The 18397-nt window shown below is 37.3% G+C and carries 17 protein-coding genes; 10 read left to right on the top strand and 7 right to left on the bottom strand.

Annotated features, from left to right (window positions below; translation table 11 throughout):
* Positions 1–80 precede the first annotated feature (80 nt).
* On the top strand, positions 81–1706 hold the full coding sequence (gene pruA, locus OLM61_RS11405) for an L-glutamate gamma-semialdehyde dehydrogenase (protein WP_173965510.1): 1626 nt from the start codon (positions 81–83) through the stop codon (positions 1704–1706).
* Positions 1707–1817: 111 nt separating this feature from the next.
* Here the strand turns inward: pruA and OLM61_RS11400 are convergent, their stop codons facing one another.
* The 4 genes from OLM61_RS11400 to OLM61_RS11385 all read right to left on the bottom strand — a co-directional run bounded on the left by OLM61_RS11400 (position 1818) and on the right by OLM61_RS11385 (position 5531).
* Positions 1818–3560, bottom strand: a complete 1743-nt coding sequence (locus tag OLM61_RS11400) for a CocE/NonD family hydrolase (protein WP_264522812.1) — start codon at positions 3558–3560, stop codon at positions 1818–1820.
* A 200-nt stretch (positions 3561–3760) separates the two neighbouring features.
* Entirely contained in the window at positions 3761–3937 is a 177-nt protein-coding gene (locus OLM61_RS11395) for a LytTR family DNA-binding domain-containing protein (RefSeq protein WP_264522811.1), read from the bottom strand.
* Positions 3907–4479, bottom strand: coding sequence for a LytR/AlgR family response regulator transcription factor (locus tag OLM61_RS11390; protein WP_264522810.1), 573 nt, complete (start codon positions 4477–4479; stop codon positions 3907–3909). The genes OLM61_RS11395 and OLM61_RS11390 overlap by 31 nt, the downstream gene beginning before the upstream one ends.
* A complete protein-coding gene (locus tag OLM61_RS11385) occupies positions 4476–5531 on the bottom strand; it encodes a sensor histidine kinase (protein ID WP_264522809.1) in 1056 nt (351 codons plus the stop codon). Before OLM61_RS11385 ends, OLM61_RS11390 begins: the two co-directional genes overlap by 4 nt.
* Positions 5532–6018: 487 nt before the next feature.
* Here OLM61_RS11385 and OLM61_RS11380 point away from each other — a divergent pair, with 487 nt between their 5' ends.
* Complete coding sequence (locus OLM61_RS11380) at positions 6019–6750, top strand: hypothetical protein (RefSeq protein ID WP_264522808.1); 732 nt, start codon at positions 6019–6021, stop codon at positions 6748–6750.
* A gap of 80 nt (positions 6751–6830) precedes the next feature.
* Here the strand turns inward: OLM61_RS11380 and rsmG are convergent, their stop codons facing one another.
* Positions 6831–7460 (bottom strand): 16S rRNA (guanine(527)-N(7))-methyltransferase RsmG, encoded by a 630-nt coding sequence (gene rsmG / locus OLM61_RS11375; RefSeq protein ID WP_264522807.1) that lies wholly within the window; start codon positions 7458–7460, stop codon positions 6831–6833.
* Positions 7461–7567: 107 nt separating this feature from the next.
* Here rsmG and OLM61_RS11370 point away from each other — a divergent pair, with 107 nt between their 5' ends.
* Both OLM61_RS11370 and OLM61_RS11365 read left to right on the top strand, forming a co-directional pair.
* Positions 7568–8662 (top strand): fatty acid desaturase family protein, encoded by a 1095-nt coding sequence (locus OLM61_RS11370; RefSeq protein ID WP_264522806.1) that lies wholly within the window; start codon positions 7568–7570, stop codon positions 8660–8662.
* Between the two features lie 69 nt (positions 8663–8731).
* Positions 8732–9922: a pyridoxal phosphate-dependent aminotransferase gene (locus OLM61_RS11365; RefSeq protein ID WP_173965503.1), complete on the top strand. Its 1191-nt coding sequence runs from the start codon at positions 8732–8734 to the stop codon at positions 9920–9922.
* Between the two features lie 56 nt (positions 9923–9978).
* On the opposite strand, the gene OLM61_RS11360 is transcribed toward OLM61_RS11365, so the two are convergent.
* A complete protein-coding gene (locus OLM61_RS11360) occupies positions 9979–11037 on the bottom strand; it encodes a serine hydrolase domain-containing protein (protein ID WP_264522805.1) in 1059 nt (352 codons plus the stop codon).
* A gap of 321 nt (positions 11038–11358) precedes the next feature.
* Here OLM61_RS11360 and OLM61_RS11355 point away from each other — a divergent pair, with 321 nt between their 5' ends.
* The 6 genes from OLM61_RS11355 (at position 11359) to OLM61_RS11330 (ending at position 16988) form a co-directional block, all read left to right on the top strand.
* On the top strand, positions 11359–11859 hold the full coding sequence (locus tag OLM61_RS11355; protein WP_264522804.1) for a nuclear transport factor 2 family protein: 501 nt from the start codon (positions 11359–11361) through the stop codon (positions 11857–11859).
* A gap of 269 nt (positions 11860–12128) precedes the next feature.
* The gene (locus OLM61_RS11350; RefSeq protein WP_264522803.1) at positions 12129–12677 is read left to right on the top strand and encodes a dihydrofolate reductase family protein; all 549 of its coding nucleotides are present in this window, start codon (positions 12129–12131) and stop codon (positions 12675–12677) included.
* Positions 12678–12858: 181 nt separating this feature from the next.
* Complete coding sequence (locus OLM61_RS11345; protein ID WP_264522802.1) at positions 12859–14733, top strand: peptidase U32 family protein; 1875 nt, start codon at positions 12859–12861, stop codon at positions 14731–14733.
* 199 nt (positions 14734–14932) lie between these two features.
* Positions 14933–16093, top strand: coding sequence for a formate-dependent phosphoribosylglycinamide formyltransferase (gene purT, locus OLM61_RS11340; protein WP_264522801.1), 1161 nt, complete (start codon positions 14933–14935; stop codon positions 16091–16093).
* A gap of 2 nt (positions 16094–16095) precedes the next feature.
* The gene (locus OLM61_RS11335) at positions 16096–16413 is read left to right on the top strand and encodes a DUF6370 family protein (protein ID WP_264522800.1); all 318 of its coding nucleotides are present in this window, start codon (positions 16096–16098) and stop codon (positions 16411–16413) included.
* A complete protein-coding gene (locus OLM61_RS11330; RefSeq protein ID WP_264522799.1) occupies positions 16413–16988 on the top strand; it encodes a Crp/Fnr family transcriptional regulator in 576 nt (191 codons plus the stop codon). The genes OLM61_RS11335 and OLM61_RS11330 overlap by 1 nt, the downstream gene beginning before the upstream one ends.
* A gap of 58 nt (positions 16989–17046) precedes the next feature.
* On the opposite strand, the gene aceA is transcribed toward OLM61_RS11330, so the two are convergent.
* The gene (gene aceA / locus OLM61_RS11325) at positions 17047–18327 is read right to left on the bottom strand and encodes an isocitrate lyase (RefSeq protein WP_017497777.1); all 1281 of its coding nucleotides are present in this window, start codon (positions 18325–18327) and stop codon (positions 17047–17049) included.
* Positions 18328–18397: the final 70 nt, after the last annotated feature.

The raw sequence follows: 18397 nt of genomic DNA, 5'->3' as shown, positions 1-18397 counted from the left end.
ACTTTTGTGCGACGTTAGATTATTCGTAACAATCAAATCTTCTAACCTTTAAATTGTCTAATTATCTAATTTTAAATAACATGCTAAAAGGATTCTTTCACGTACCTAAAGCGGTAAACGAGCCGGTAAAAGGATACGCACCTAATTCACCAGAAAAAGCAGCAGTACAGGCAGCTTACACTACTTTGTGGAACTCTAAAATCGACGTGCCGTTATACATCGGAAGCGAAGAAATCAGAACTGGAAATACAAGAACAATTTCAGCTCCTCACGATCACAAACATATCGTAGGAACCTATCACTTAGCTGAAAAACAACATATCGAAAAAGCAATTGCCAACGCTCTTGAATCAAGAAAAGCATGGGCAAATATGGCATGGGAACAACGTGCTGCTATTTTCTTAAAAGCTGCTGAACTTATTGCAGGACCTTACAGAGCCCGCATTAATGCTGCAACAATGATTGGTCAATCTAAAAATATCCACCAGGCAGAAATTGACGCTGCTTGTGAGTTAATTGACTTTTTACGTTACAACGTAGAATTTATGACTCAGATTTACGGAGATCAGCCAAAATCAGATTCTACAACCTGGAATCGTTTAGAATACAGACCTCTTGAAGGTTTTGTTTACGCAATTACTCCTTTTAACTTTACTGCTATTGCTGCAAATCTTCCTGCAAGTGCTGCTATGATGGGTAACGTTGTAGTTTGGAAACCAAGCGACAGTCAGGTTTTCTCTGCAAAAATCATCATCGATATTTTCAAAGAAGCAGGTGTTCCTGATGGGGTTATCAATGTTGTTTTTGGTGATGCTTTAATGATTACTGATACTGTATTGGCAAGCCGCGATTTTGCAGGAGTTCACTTTACAGGATCAACTCACGTATTTAAAGATATCTGGGCTAAAATTGGCGCTAACATTCACCACTACAAAACTTACCCAAGAATCGTTGGAGAAACTGGTGGTAAAGATTTTATCATTGCACACCCAAGCGCTAACGTAAAACAAGTGACTACAGGAATTGTTCGTGGTGCATTTGAATTTCAAGGACAAAAATGTTCTGCGGCTTCAAGAGCTTATATCCCACAAAGTTTATGGCCAGCTGTAAAAGAACAATTAATTGCGGATGTGAAATCTTTCAAAATAGGTTCTCCGGAAGATTTTGGAAACTTCATCACAGCAGTTATTCACGAAGGTTCTTTTGATAAATTAGCAAGTTACATCGACCAGGCTAAAAAAGACGCTGATGCTGAAATCATCGTTGGAGGAAATTACGATAAATCAGTTGGATACTTTATTGAGCCAACCGTTATTGTAACGACAAACCCAAAATATACTACCATGGAAACCGAATTGTTCGGACCGGTAATCACGATTTATGTTTACGAAGATGCTAAATGGGAAGAGACTTTAGAATTAGTGGATACTACTTCTGAATATGCTTTAACCGGAGCAGTATTTAGCCAGGATCGTTATGCTATTGAAGTAGCTACAGTGAAATTGCAAAATGCTGCAGGTAACTTCTACATCAACGACAAACCAACAGGAGCCGTTGTAGGAATGCAACCATTTGGTGGAGCAAGAGCTTCAGGAACTAACGATAAAGCAGGTTCTGCATTGAACTTATTGCGTTGGGCATCTCCAAGAACAATCAAAGAAACGTTTGTAACTCCGGAAGATTACAGATACCCATTCTTAGGTTAATTTTGTTTCATGTTTCAAAGTTTCATGTTTCATGTTTCAAGTTAGAAACTTGTCCCTATAAAAAAGCCGAATCTTTTCATTAAGATTCGGCTTTTGTTTTTACGGTATTTTTTATTTCCAGGTTGGAACCTGTATAAAACTATCGGTATACCATTTTACTTTTAAGGGTTCCTTTGCATCTTTAATCGTTTCATCACTGACCTCTTTTCCTGTTCCATAATTCAATTGCGCATAGGAATTTTTATTTACATTGATCGAAACCAGTAATCGGCTTCCTTTACTCAATTGTTTACTCACCAAATGGGTATTTGAAAAAGGCATGATTTCGATTTGTCCCGGTTTCAATAAATTCCTTTTTGTACTGTCTTTTACATAACTCGCGCGTGCGATGAAATAAGACAAATGAAAATATTCCCCGTTTGGCATAACCTCATACAAAGTGACGCCAAAATCCATATCTTTTTTATTGATACTCGCTTTTATCTCGGCTAAAAATGACCCGTTTACCAACATTGGCTCTTTCAAAGGTGCACTAATAAAAGTAAACCCATTGCTGGTCTCAATCTCTTTACGGATAACCGGGCTCGGGTAGTAATCATTGTTTTGCGTATTTCTGTCGGCAAAATCAACTTCCTGATACAGGTATTTACTTTGCGCTGGCTTACGATCTTCTAACGCGTAAAAATCACCCGACTTATGATCCGTCAAATACAATTTAACAAAACCATTGGCCATTTTATCCAAAGAAGGAGCGCTTCGCCATTCATTGGCTCCCATTACTTCATAGTTTATTTTGTCTTTCAGTATTTGCGGTTTTGTCCCGTTTTTCAGAATATAATCAAACCATTCATAGGTTATTTTCCTCACATTGATTATCGCTGTCGAATCGACTTTGTAGTCATTCACAATAGTTTCTCCTCCGGTCTGGGAACCAAAATGACCGTATGGCCCAATCACGACGTAAACCGGTGTTTTTGGATTGTACTTTTGAAGTTCTCTTGCAAAATACAAACTTGAATTCTGCGAATCATTATAATACCCATCAAAAATTAAAACAGGGATATTGATGTGTGTAAAATCTTTTCCGTACGGTGCCATTTTCTGCCAATAGGCATCAAAGGAAGGATGCGCCAGCCATTTCTGGAAAAACTTATTGGAAACACCGTCAATACTATCCATTTTTCTATAGGCAGCTCCTGTCTCCCACCATCTGAAAGTCATTCTTCTAAAACGCTGCCTGTCGTTTCCTGCCACCGTATCCAGGTATTTATTGTTCCCTACATAAAACGCCCATTCATAATTGGGGTTTATGAAAACATTATTTTCCATAGGTAGTCCCATTCCCGGTCGGCTGGCGGCAGAGGGCACGATCGTTTTAAGTGCCGGATGCATTTTTTTACAGGCTGCCCATTGTGTAAAACCATTGTAACTGCCGCCGTACATCCCTACACTTCCATTACACCATTTTTGTTTACTGATCCAGTCGATAACATCATAGGTATCTGTCGTCTCGTTTTCATACGGCGATATGGTATCAGGACTGAATCGTTTCCCTCTCGAATAGGCCATAACACCCACATAATTATGGTCTGCTGCCGTTTTTAAGGAGGCAAGATCTCTTCCTTTCTCTCTGACATAAATGGTATGCTGATAGATCACGGGTTGGGGAGCAGAAACTCCTTTTTTGCGTACCACCATGGCCGATAGTAAAGCACCATCTCTGGTTTTAATCATCACACTGTCCTGAATGTCATAAGCACTTTCCAGATCCTTTGATCTTGTCACGCTTGTCTGCTGCGCATAGGTGTTGATTATTGAAAAAGTAAAAAACACCAATTTTAGAATTAATTTCATTGCGTTGTTCGTTTTAAATAGTTCTGTTTAAATTTTAAAAGAAGCAGTGGTATCCAATCTGGGGTTTATTTTTCCGGAATTTTATTCCAAATACAACACACTGCGTCCTGCTGTTTTTAGTACCTCTAAAAACGGCTTCCTTTATGTAACCTCTTCTTTTGCTATAGCGATTTAAAAAGAATGAGTTTTTCTTTTTTTAATTAAATCCCATTGAGATTTTTAAATTTCACGGCCTGACGGTTTGAAACTTCTAATCGTTCACCCGTTTTTAATTTCACTTCCAGTCTGCCCTCAGCGGTTCGATTAACTTCCTGAATGTGATTGGTGTTTATAATTTCAGTTCGATTTATTCTAAAAAAAACATTTTCATCCAGCATTTCTTCCCATTGACGAAGCGAACGTCTTTGAAGCGCTTTTTTGTCCTGAAAAAAAGTCGGGTATAATTTTCAAGCGACTCAATCAGGTAAATTTCGTCCAATTGAATAAAGAATCTTTTCTCCCCATCCTTGATGAAAATTTTTCGGTCTTTTGCTGTAGCATCACTTAAAGAAAGCTTTCCGGATAAAGCGTTTCTTATTTTATCGATTGCTTTTGCAAAACGTTCTTCCCTGATGGGTTTCATGAGATAATCTAAAGCATTTACTTCAAAAGCCTGCACGGCATATTCGTTATAAGCTGTTGTAAATAATACTGCCGGCGCACTATCGAGTGACTCTAACAAATCGAACCCGGATTTCTCAGGCATCTGAATGTCTAAAAAGATCAGATCAGGCATTTTTTCCTCAATCAGACTCTTTGCTTCATCAGCATTTCCGGCTTCTCCAATAAGCACAAAATCGTCGTAGGACTGTAAGGCCCTTTTGAGTTCTTCTCTCGACAGACGTTCGTCGTCTACTATAATAACTTTTATCTTTTTCATGCCGATGGTAGTAAAATAGTTGCCAAAACTGTTTCGTCCTGCATTTCTTTAATTTCAAAAGAAGCTTTTCCTTTGTACTGCAACAGCAATCTCTCTCTCAGATTATTCAATCCGATGCCGGAAGAATCCTTAATTTCTTTACTAAGTTTCCCTGAATTTTGAACGCTGATTTTTACAAGATCGCTCTCCTGCTCTACTTTTACAGCAACAAAGCCTCCGTTTTTTCTTTTTTCAATTCCATGTTTAATCGCATTTTCAACCAGAGTCTGAATACTTAAAGGTAAAACCAAATGCTCTGATAAAGCTGTAACGACTTCAATTTTTACTTGCAAACGTTCTTCAAATCGTATTTTTTCCAATTCCAGATAATCTCTGACCAGATTAATTTCGTCAGCTAAGTGTACCAGTTGTCCGATATTATTGTTTAAAGAATTCCGCAACAGCTCAGACAAAAGATCAATGGCCCTTCTCGCCGAATGCGGATCTTCTAACACCAAAAACTTAATACTATTTAATGAGTTAAAAAAGAAATGCGGATTAAGCTGTGCGCTCAGATTACTTAGCTGTGCTTCTTTTACGATAACTGACAATCGTGCATTTTCTTTTACCGTTTCTATCTCAAGTCTTGAATAATGATAAAGGTGATACGCCAGCACCCAGATAGACATCAGTCTGGTACCCGTAATAAAAACCTGCAGCTGTGTTGATTGTAAAAACGAAATAAACGAAATGGAAGTGCTTTTTAAAACAAACAATCGTACCAGATACAGTTTTCCCACAATCAAAAACATATACAATAAAGAAAGTACCAAAACACTCCCTATGATTTTAGGAATCAGCTTTTTAAGACTTAATTTATTCCAACCCTTTTTTAAAGCAAAATTTCGATACAGATGTGTCAATACAATACCGATACAGACATCCAGCACAAAATCGGCTATACCAATCGTCCACATAAAAGTACTGCCAAGGAAGGCCGAAACACCCCAATACAAAGATGTTGCGGTCCACCCTGTGAGCTGAATTTTCCAATATGTCGATAATTTTGCCATTATTCTCAAGCCAAAAGTGATTATGCTGTAGTAAAGATATCCCTCTAACAGAGATTGAGCAAATAAAAGTACACCAGCGAAAGATAACTGAGGACGAATGACGTTTGTTCCTCAATTATGACCTCTAAAACATCAAAAAGTCAATTTTTAGAGGAACCTCAACTCTTTTACATTTTTTCCAACTTGTAGCAAAAACAATATCAATTCATTTTCAAAAGTATTAACCTACAAAAAAATCTTGACAATTTATTAAAAATTAAGTTTTTTCTTTCAATTTTATTCGGATTTATTAAAGATAAAAACTTTGTCTTATCGTGATAGTTATATGTCTTCCTGTTACATAAAAAAAGAAAAACTCAACATAAATTTGCTCTATAGTTGCGCATACAACGACCTAAATTTTAACTAAAAAACAAACTTCATAACCAATTATTACCCGACCTAAGGGTCAAAAAAAAGTAAATCAACCAACAAACCAAATTGACTTATGAAAAGCTTAAAAAACGCACCGCAGATTATTTTAAATTCAAAACACATCGGGCATCCTATTGATTTTATCTGGAACAAAAAGAAGATGGAAAAATTCTTAGACCCTTTAGACGAAAATAAGGATCTCGAAAAAATATTGTCAAGTATTAATCACAAAGCAACGGTAGGGCTTAGTGCCGCATTACTGGAATGGATACACTGGCGTTTTGTAGGGAACAGAACCAGTATCAACGATACGGAAAAACGAATTGAAGCACTCTGGTATTCGATCAAAAATCCGGAATTAACAGATCCATTATTATTTGATACTAATTTTGACATACCGGCTTCAGGCCCTATAGATGGACCTTTGTGGGCTGCCCACATGGCCGTAAGAATGATTGATGTAAGATACAGAAAAGGATCTTACTTTTTGCAAAATGAAATTCTGGGACTTGTATTACTTGCCCGTCATATCACGCCAAAAAGAAAAAACTTTGACAAATGGTTCAATACGATCATTATACAATTAAACCATCTGTACCCTTGCCCTTACAAAGATGAAAATCTGGATGAAACCGACGAAAAAGTATATGATTCTAGTAATGAACCTATAATATGCCGTGATTTTTTCTTTAACCCTAAGTTTCAGTATACCATTGCAGCATCAGAAAAAGCCTTTCATAAATACATGCAAAACGTAAACCATAAAACCAATCCGTTTTTGCATTTGTCTAGAAAAGTTTCTTAATCATGACACACGGATTTAAACACAAAACCCAATAATGACGCTAAAACAGGCAGTCATTATTGGGTTATTTTTTTCAGGAATTAAACCGTAAACTTCAAAGGCAGGTGTACTACTTTTTTGGTTTCAAAAAATTCATCTTCAAAAATCGTTGACAAATCATACAAAGTGGCTTTAGGAAAAGAAGCCAGTTCTTCGGTCAGATCTCCACCTTTTAAATACAGAATTCCGTTTTTTAAGGTATGCTTATGCTGTTTCTTTATTTTATCTTTTATCCACGAAACAAAATCAGGCATGTTCGTTACGGCACGACTCACAATAAAATCAAAGTCGCCTTTTACCAGCTCAGCACGCTTTTGTTCTGCTTTCACATTTTTTAACTCTAATGCATCTACCACTCCTTGCACCACCTTAATTTTTTTGGCAATAACATCAATCAGATAAAAACGGGTTTCAGGAAAAAGAATGGCTAATGGAATCCCTGGAAATCCGCCACCAGTACCAACATCCAGAACAGTAGCTCCCGGTTCAAACTTCATAATTTTTGCAATTCCAAGCGAATGCAAAATGTGTTTTGTATATAAGGCATCAATGTCTTTTCTTGAAATCACATTGATTTTTTCATTCCAGTCGTGGTATAAAAAGTCTAATTTTTGAAATTGTTCGATTTGAAGATCGGTCAAATCTGGAAAATATTTCAATATCTCATCCATTGCTCTAATTTTTTAACAAAAGTACTACTTTACGATTGAAATATTTAACTCAATTTTGCAAATTGAAAATTTATAATAATTACCTTTGAAACCTATTTAAAATAATTATGAATAACACTGCGCCTACATTTGCTAAGCAAGACAATCTGAAGTTCTTCAGAACACTTAACTCACGAGTAAACAATTACTTCAAAGAGAACAACATTCAGAAAACAGGAAACTGGAAGCTGCATTTAAAAGCTGTTATTCTTTTTGCCGTTTTTCTAACACCGTACTTTTTAATTCTAACACTTAATATGCCTTTCTGGGCGCAATTGCTGCTAAACATCCTGATGGGAGTTGGAATGGCCGGAATTGGAATGAATGTGATGCACGACGGAAATCACGGCTCCTACTCTTCTAAATCATGGATCAACAAAATCATGGGAGGAAGTATTTATATATTAGCAGGAAATGTGCACAACTGGCAGGTACAACATAACGTACTTCACCATACTTATACCAATATTCACGGTCATGATGAAGATCTTGATGCCGGAAGAATTATCCGCTTCACACAAAACGCAGAATGGCGTCGTTTTCATAAATTTCAACACTATTACTCTTTCTTCTTATACGGTCTATTGACGTTTAACTGGGCTCTTACAACCGATTTCAAACAGATGAAGGATTATTTAAAAAGAAAACTATCCTACGGAGCACCACAAAGTCCAACCAAGTTATGGACGGTTTTAGTGATCACCAAAATAATCTACATTTTGATCTGGATGGCTTTGCCAATGATTTTAGGTGTTATATGGTGGAAAGTAGTTATCGGATTCTTTGTCATGCACTACACAGCCGGATTAATTTTAAGTATTGTTTTTCAATTGGCACACGTAGTTGAAGAAACTTCAAACCCTGTACCGAATGAAGATGGGGAAATCGAAAATACCTGGGCCATTCACCAATTGTACACAACTGCTAATTTCGCCCCTAAAAACAAAGTAATCAACTGGTTTACAGGAGGTCTAAATCATCAGATCGAACACCACATTTTTCCAAATATCAGTCATATTCACTACGGAAAAATTGCTGAAATTGTAAAACAAACTGCCATCGAATGCAATTTGCCTTATCATGAATTCAAAACCATGAGAGGCGCTGTACTAGCGCACTACAAACACTTAAGAGACCTTGGAGCAAAACCAGAGTTAGCATAAAATAAGAAACTATTAATCATTAACCTTCCTTAATTAAAGTTGAAATTAAGGACATTCAAAAATTTTATAATGAATCATATTCTTTCAGACAGAATCAACAACTTAGCGACATCACAAACCTTAGCAATGGCTGCTTTAGCGCGTGAATTAAAAGCACAGGGAAAAGACATTATCAGTTTAAGTTTAGGGGAACCGGACTTTAATACACCAGATTTTATTAAAGAAGCCGTTAAAAAAGCAGTAGACGAAAACTATAGTACTTATTCTCCGGTAGAGGGTTATTTAGAATTGAGAGAAGCAATCTGCAAAAAATTCAAAAGAGATAACGGATTGGAGTACAAACCATCTCAAATCGTGGTTTCTACAGGAGCAAAACAATCTTTATACAATATTGCACAAGTAATGTTAAACGATGGTGACGAGGTTATTTTACCAGCACCATACTGGGTTTCTTACTTCGAAATCGTAAAACTTTCAGGTGGAGTACCTGTTGAAGTTCCTACTTCTGTAGATACTGATTTTAAAATTACACCAGCACAATTAGAAGCTGCCATCACACCAAAAACAAAAATGATGTGGTTCAGTTCTCCTTGTAATCCATCTGGATCTGTATACAGCCGCGAAGAGTTAACAGCTCTTGCAAAAGTCTTGGAAAAACACCCAAACATATACGTAGTTGCTGACGAAATTTACGAACACATCAATTTCTCAGGAACTTTCTGCAGCATCGGTTCTATCCCGGGAATGTTAGAAAAAACAATTACTGTAAACGGAGTTGCAAAAGCCTTCGCTATGACAGGATACAGAATTGGTTACATCGGAGCTCCTGAATTCATCGCAAAAGCGTGTGTAAAAATTCAGGGACAAGTAACTTCTGGAGCAAATTCGGTAGCACAACGTGCAACAATTACAGCAGTAGAAGCGGATCCAAGTGTATTGAACCACATGGTTAAGGCTTTCCATACCCGCAGAGACTTAGTAGTAGGATTGTTAAAAGAAATCCCAGGCGTAAAAATCAACGTTCCGGAAGGAGCTTTTTATGTTTTCCCTGACGTTTCTTCTTTCTTCGGAAAAACTCTAAGAGGAACTGAAATTAAAGATGCAAACGATCTTTCGATGTATCTTTTAGGAGAAGCTAACGTAGCAACTGTAACCGGTGATGCTTTTGGAAACCCAAATTGTATCCGTTTCTCTTATGCTACAAGCGACGATATCTTAAAAGAAGCCTTACGCAGAATCAAAGAAGCTTTGACTGCATAATACCATAAAACAATAGCTAAAAGGGCGTTTTCAAGTGAAAACGCCCTTTTTTTTATTTAGTCCATTAAAAGCGAGGCTATATCTTTCGTAATAGAAGTTGGAGAATTACACTCACAATTGCTTAAACCCACTACATAAATTTGTTCTTCCGGCTCATAAACCCCCATTGATTTAAAGCCAAAGATGCTTCCCCCATGTTCCCGAACGATTTTATCTTTTACTTTTTCTAAATGCCAGCCGTACCCATAATCAATATTTGTCCCATTGTTTAACGTGTAATTTACAAATGCTTTCTTTGTAGAAGAAGGATTTAATAAGGTATTCGCATTTATTGCATATTGCCAGTTCAGCAAATCATCAACCGTTGATAGTATCGAACCGGAAGCATATGGAATAGAAAAACTGATATAATTCGCATTTACATACTCCTCGCGGTCGCGATAACCGGAAACCCTGTTTTTAATAATTTTATCATGGCTTGCATAATACGTATTTTCCATTCCGGTTTTCTTAAAAATATGCTGTGTTACAAACGCTTCATAAGTTTGTCCGGATACTATTTCAATAATATACCCCAAAAGCACATATCCTGAATTACAATATTTGTATTGCTCACCGGGTTTAAAATCAGCGGGTTCATTCTTGAAAAAATCGACCAGTTCTTTTGGAGACAAATCCCGTCTGGCAATATCTTTTATGGCCTTCATACTTGTAAAATCTTTAATTCCGGAAGTATGTGTTAGCAAATGATGCAGGGTAATGGTATTTCCATTGGTTGGATAATCGGGAATAAACTTCGTGATTTCGTCATCAAGTTTAAGCTTTCCCTGTTCTGCCAGCATCAAAACAGCAACAGCCGTAAATTGCTTCGTCATCGATCCAATTTCAAAAACAAATTCAGGCTGCATTTGAATGCCCATTTCTAAATTGGCCATTCCAAAAGCTTTTCGATACACTACTTTCCCTTTTTTAACCGCCAGAAAAACAGCTCCGGGATTTTCATGTTTAAACTTTAAGGCAATTAATTGATCCATTTTGGTTTCCAAACTCTGAGCCGACAGTCCCGAACAGCCCATTAGAAATAAAACAATAAACGATTTTAAGAAGGTTTTCATTTTGTGATTATTTAGTCTGATTGATAAAAGCTTTGACGACATTCATCCGCTAAAGGTTACAGAAAGTAGTTTTTACCTTTTATGGGGGATTTCGCCGCGGCGAACCGGGCTATCCGCTGTATCTTTTGCTTTTTAAAGAAAAAAGCAAAAGGATGTTGCTCCTATCCCTAACCCAAAAAATAAGCTGCGGCAGAACAAATTACATTTTAGTACTCCCCTAACAACCCCGTCTTTTTAAATCATATTATTAGTATTTTTAACAAATCAATAAAAAAAATATTGGATCTGCCCTTTAAGAAGTTCACTTTCAAAACAATAAACATGAAAAACACAATTTATACAATCATATTACTGCTCACAATAGGAGTGTTCGTAACATCCTGTACCGTAACTAAAAAAATAACCATAACCGAATCAAAACCCTATACACCCGTATCTAAAGAGCTATTTGATACCATTGTAAAAATGGACGGAGTCGTTTTTGACGCAGCTAACAAAGGTGATTTAGAAAAATTAAAAACTTTATTCGCAGAAGACCTTGAATTCTTTCATGATACAGGAGGGCTGGACAACTATACAAAAACAATGGAAAACTTCCAGCGAATTTTTACCAATTATGGATATACGAGAAGAGTTCTGGTAGAAGGAAGTATTGAAGTTTACCCCATTAAAGATTATGGAGCCATACAAACCGGATTGCATAAATTCTGCCGACTTGAAAATGGAGAACTCATCAACTGTGGCACCTATAAATTTACTCATATCTGGAAAAACACCCCTACAGGCTGGAAAATCACCAGAGTCATTAGTTATGGGCATTAAAGTTAAATCAAGATAAAAGGCAAACAATATAAATTTAAAGCTATTGATGGCCGTAAAATGTCGGCAAGTCTATAAATCACCATTTTCCTGAGATCAGGAAAATGGTCGAAATTGGATCTAATTCAGAAAGACCTGTAAATGGTATTGCATTAACCAGATATATTTCCGACCATTTGCCACCACTAAAACCATTTTAACACACAAACAATTAGATTCATCCAAAAAGAACTTTATTTTTATATCAAAGTACATAAAAACAAAATCCCCAAATGAGAAAAATAATTTTAGATCTGGCAGTCACTTTAGATGGTTTTATTGAAGGTCCTAATGGAGAAACCGATTGGTGTATTATGGACGATGATATGGAATTTGATGTTTTTTTATCCAGTATAGACACCATTTTTTATGGCAGAGTTAGTTATGATATGTGGGGAAACTATCAACCCGATGAAAATGCAAGTCCTGACGAAAAATCACTTTGGAAAGAAGTACACTCCAAAAACAAATATGTTTTTTCCAGTCAGAATAAAAAAGAAGAGTCTGTTACTTTCATCAATTCTGACCTCTTAAATAAAGTAAATGACCTTAAGAAACAATCCGGAAAAGACATCTGGTTGTACGGTGGGTCGGGTCTTATCAAAACATTCATCGAATTAAACCTTATTGACCGATACCGAATATCAGTTCATCCAGTAGCTTTAGGAAGTGGCAAACCGCTATTTGAGGACTTAAAAAAACGAATCGAATTGAAGCTAATTACAACTAATACTTTTAAATCCGGGGTAGTACAACTTATTTATGAACCGATTCAATTTTAAAAAGACATCCGAAACAACCGGAATTATTAAATATCTTAAGTAAACTGCACTCTTAATCAGCATCATTCCATATAAGTTAACAATTCCAAAAAAATCACCTCAGTATTAGCAAACTCGAAATATTTATAAGAACTTTGCAAACTTTTTTGCGTGAATACCACAAAAGCCTAAAGTACTTAAAATGAAGAAGAAGATTGAAATATTAGCTCCTGCCAGGGATTTAATTGGGGGAATGGCAGCCATAAATAGTGGTGCTGATGCTGTTTATATTGGTGCACCACAATTTGGAGCACGCTCGAATGCCAACAATTCTATCGAAGATGTAGCTGCATTGGTACAATATGCACACCTCTTTAATGCACAGGTTTTTGTGGTTATGAATACCATTTTGTACGATAACGAACTGGAAACTTGCCGTTCAATGATCTGGGAATTATACGATATTGGTGTTGATGCCCTGATCATTCAGGACATGGCGATTATGGAAATGGACTTGCCTCCTATCGTACTTCACGCCAGTACACAAGCCAATAACCGTGATGCCGATAAAATAAAATTCCTTAAAGATGCCGGAATCAAACGTGTGGTTTTAGCCCGCGAATTAAATTTGCATCAAATTAAAACCATTTACGACGAAGCTGATGTTGAATTAGAATTTTTCGTAACCGGAGCTTTATGTGTTTCTTTCAGTGGAAATTGTTATATGAGTGTGGCCAATGGAGAACGCAGTGCCAATCGTGGTTCCTGCGCACAAAACTGCCGCTTACCGTATAACTTAATAGACGGAAACGGAGAAACTTTGATCCGAAACAGTCACTTGCTTTCGATCAAGGATTTAGATATTTCAGACCAGATTCCGAATTTAATTGAGGCCGGAATTGTTTCTTTTAAAATTGAAGGAAGATTAAAAGATGTTGTTTATGTTAAAAACAATGTTTCTTATTTACGACAAAAATTAGACAGCTACTTAGAAGGCGCAGGAAGTGATAAATACACCAAAGCTTCTTCGGGAAAATGTACTTATACTTTTGACTCTTCTTTAAGCAGAACTTTCAACCGTGGTTATACAGATTATTTTGTAAACGAAAGACACAGCTCTATTGGTTCTTGGGAAAGCCCAAAATCAAAAGGTCAATATATTGGTAAATTAATCAGAACTGTTGGAAACGCTTACGAAATTGAAAACGGTGAATTACTAAACAACGGTGACGGACTTTGTTTCATCAATGAAAACAATGAAGCCGACGGAATCTACGTAAACAAAGCCGAAAACGGCAAAATATATCCAAACGTTTTAAAAGAAGTAAAAGACGGAACTTTTATTTACCGTAACAACGATGCCGCTTTCATCAAAATTGTAGAAAGAGAAGACAGTGCTGTACGAAAACTGAGTACTACTTTATTGCTTACCGAAACAGCAACTGGCTTTGAATTAATCGCAACCGACGAAGACGGAAATGTGAGTGTTGTAAATTTAGAACATTCTAAAGAGCAAACTAAAACGGGTGAATCTATCGAAGAAAACATCAAAACACAATTAGCAAAAACAGGTTTTACGCCTTACACTGCTGATGAAATCAATATTATGTTCTCTCAAAACTGGTTCCTTCCTATTTCAAAAATCAATGAAATGCGAAGAACTGTTTACGATCAGCTGACTGAAATTCGTTTGAAAAACTACAAACGCGAAGAACACCAATTAGTTAAAACATCACACCCTTATCCGGAAACTAAATTGGATTTCATGTACAATGTTTCCAACAAAACGGCCCGTAAATTCTACGAGCGTCATGGTGTTACCGAAATTGAGAAAGCATTTGAATTACAATGGGATCCGGGAAAATCACGTGTGATGACCACTAAATATTGCATCAAATACGAATTAAAAAAATGTCCGATACACCAAAAAGATATAGCAGGTGTTAAGGTAAAAGAACCCCTGGTTTTAAAACAAGGTGAATTAGAGTACAAACTAAAATTCAACTGCAAACCTTGTGAAATGGAAATCTGGGAAAAAGATGCAGAATTTGAAATAGAGGAAGATCATTTTCATTAGAATTTTAACCGTAAAGTTCGCAAAGGAATACGCAAGGTTCGCAAAGATTTAAAAAAAATCTTTGCGAACCTTTTCTTTTAACTGAACATCAAAAGCTTTGCAAACTTCGCGGTTAATATAAATTGCATGGACATACAAGACTTTGCGATTAAACTCTTTTTCGCTACTTTTACTTCTCCAACAACACAATTACTCTAAAATGAAAATACTACTCTTAGGTTCGGGTGAGTTAGGCAAAGAATTTGTCATTGCCGCACAACGAATCGGACAAACCGTAATTGCTGTAGATAATTACGAAAACGCTCCAGCCATGCAAGTAGCACACGGTTTTGAGGTCATAAACATGCTCGACGGCGAAGCACTGGATCGGATAGTAGCCAAACACCAACCGGACTTTATCGTTCCCGAAATAGAAGCCATCCGAACAGAACGTTTTTACGAGTACGAAAAACAAGGCATTACCGTTGTTCCATCTGCAAAAGCAGCCAACTTTACCATGAATCGTAAAGCGATTCGCGATCTGGCTTCAAAAGAACTAGGCCTAAAAACAGCTAAATACCAATATGCTACATCAGCAGAAGAACTACAAAAAGCCGTTCAGGAAGTTGGAATTCCGTGTGTAGTCAAACCATTAATGTCATCTTCGGGAAAAGGACAATCAACTATAAAAACAGCTGATGATATCGAGAAAGCCTGGCAATATGCCGTTGCTGGCTCGCGTGGCGATGTAATTGAAGTTATTGTAGAAGCATTTGTTGATTTCCACTCAGAAATTACTCTTTTAACGATTACTCAAAATAACAATCCAACCCTGTTTTGCGCACCAATCGGACACCGTCAGGAGCGTGGCGATTACCAGGAAAGCTGGCAGCCGGCAAAAGTTTCTGAAGCCGATTTGTATGAAGCGCAGGACATGGCCGAAAAAATTACCGAAGCACTGGGAGGTGCAGGGCTTTTTGGTGTCGAATTTTTCCTAACCAGCGATGGAGTTTATTTCTCAGAACTTTCTCCTCGCCCGCACGATACCGGAATGGTCACTTTAGCCGGAACACAAAATTTCAACGAATTCGAATTGCACCTGAGAGCTATTCTAAGCCTGCCAATTTTCGAAATCACTCTTGAAAAAGCCGGTGCAAGTGCTGTTATTCTAGCTTCACAGGATTCTGTAAATCCAACTTTTACCGGAATCGAACAAGTAGCCGCTTTACCCAAAACCGATTTCAGGATTTTTGGAAAACCCACTTCAAGACCTTACCGTCGAATGGGCGTTGTTTTAAGTTCTGATACCCTTGCAACACCAATCGACGAAATTACAGAACGCGCCAAAACAACTTCAAAACTAATAACCGTAAACCCTTAAAAATGAAAAACGCATTATTTACACTCTTCCTGCTTATAGGAATTACTGCTCAGGCTCAGGATAAAAAAGCAAACGAAAAACCCCTAACTGTAGAAACAGCCTGTGGCGAATGCCAATTTGGAATGAAAGGCAAAAGCTGTGATTTAGCGGTTCGCATTGACGGAAAAACTTATTTTGTAGACGGAACAACAATTGACGAACATGGCGATGCCCATGCCGAAGATGGTTTCTGTAATGCGGTTCGTAAAGCCTCAGTAATTGGAAAAGTAGAAGACAACCGTTTTAAAGTAAGCTCATTTACCCTGATAAAAGAAAAATAATGGCGTCAATTCTTGAAAACATAGCCAAACACGTTTCACTGACTCCCGAAGAACAAGCTCATTTTTTATCGAAAACGGAGACTCATTCTTACAAAGCCAAAACAATTTTATTGAGTGCCGGCGAAATTTGTAAACACTCCTATTTTGTAAACTCGGGAATCCTAAGAAGCTTTAACATCAACGATAACATTGTCGAACATGTTCTGGCTTTTTCGTGCGAAGGTTGGTGGATGAGCGATATGTACAGCTATTTTTCACAGAAACCCGGACAACTCTTTATAGAAGTTTTAGAAGATTCAGAAGTCCTTTCGCTGTCCAAAGAAAATCAGGAACAATTGTATCTTGATATTCCAAAGCTGGAGCGTTTTTTCAGAATTCTAATCGAAAACTCTCTGGTTGCCAATCAACAGCGCTTAATGGATAATTTAAGTCTGACAGCAGAAGAACGTTTTGAGAAATTTTGCGCTAAATATGGCACACTGGTGTATAAAGTTCCTCAAAAACAAATCGCTTCTTTTATTGGTGTCACACCTGAATTTTTCAGCAAAATGAAAGCCAGGCTTTTAAAAAAATAGCCACAGATTAGGAGATAAAAAAAGAAAACCAGTTCGATGAACTGGTTTTTCTTTTGAATTAAAATTGCTCAACCTCCGTAGAGTGTTTCATTGCAGTAGTCGAAGACCTCCCGATGGTTACTGTATTCTGAACTGCATCAAAATAAGAAGTACCTACAAAAGCCTGATGTTTTACAGCTCTGAATCCGTTTTGCTGCAAAGCAAATTCTCTTTCCTGCAATTCAGAATATCCTGCCATACCGCGTTCTTTATACGCTTTTGACAATTCGAACATACTAGTATTCAAAGCATGGAATCCTGCCAGAGTAATGAACTGAAATTTATATCCCATAGCTGCCAGATCTTCTCTGAAAGTTTCCATTTCTGCTACTGATAATTTTGCAGCCCAGTTGAAAGATGGAGAACAATTGTAAGCCAGCATTTTACCCGGAAACTCTTTTTTCATTGCATCGGCAAACTTCTTAGCATAAACCAAATCAGGATTACTGGTCTCCATCCAAATCAAATCGGCATAAGGCGCATAACTTAATCCTCTTGCAATTCCCTGATCGATTCCGCTGTTTACATAGAAAAAGCCTTCATTGGTCTTTTCTCCGGTAATAAATTTTGCATCTCTAGGATCGGCATCACTCGTTAGCAAATTAGCTGCATCAGCATCTGTTCTTGCCACAATCAGTGTTGAAACCCCCATAACATCTGCCGCTAAACGGGCTGCGATCAATTTGTTAATCGCCTCCTGAGTAGGTACCAAAACTTTTCCGCCTAAGTGCCCGCATTTTTTAGCAGAGCTCAACTGATCCTCAAAATGAACCCCTGAAGCTCCTGCCTCAATCATCGATTTCATCAATTCGAATGCATTTAGATTCCCACCAAAACCTGCTTCCGCATCGGCCACAATCGGAACCAAATAATCTTTTTTATCTTCAACCTGGTTTACTACCTGAATCTGATCAGCTCTCAACAAGGCACTGTTAATTTTTTTAACCACCATCGGTACACTATTCACTGGGTAAAGTGATTGGTCAGGATACATTTCTCCTGCCAAATTTGCATCGGCTGCTACCTGCCAGCCGCTCAAATAAATCGCTTCTAAACCAGCATCGACTTCCTGAATCGCCTGATTTCCTGTTAAAGCACCCAAACCAGCAACATAATCCTGACTTTTTAACTTTCTCCATAATTTCTCCGCCCCCATTTTAGCAATAGAATGCTCAATATGATAAGAGCCCTGAAGCGTAACCACCTCTGTAGCGGTATACGGACGTTCAACACCTTTCCACCTTGGGTTCGTGATCCAATCGTTAATCAATTCCTGAATTCTGTCTTCTGTTGTTTTCATAAGTAATATAGTTAAGTTGGTTAGTAAGTAAATAGTTTTCAGTCGCAGTTTTTAGTTTCAGCTGAGACTC

Origin of the sequence: Flavobacterium sp. N502536, from assembly GCF_025947345.1 — a bacterium.
Classification (GTDB): Bacteria; Bacteroidota; Bacteroidia; order Flavobacteriales; family Flavobacteriaceae; genus Flavobacterium.
Note: the sequence above shows the minus strand (reverse complement) of the source record. Positions and strands in the feature narration are given on the sequence as shown.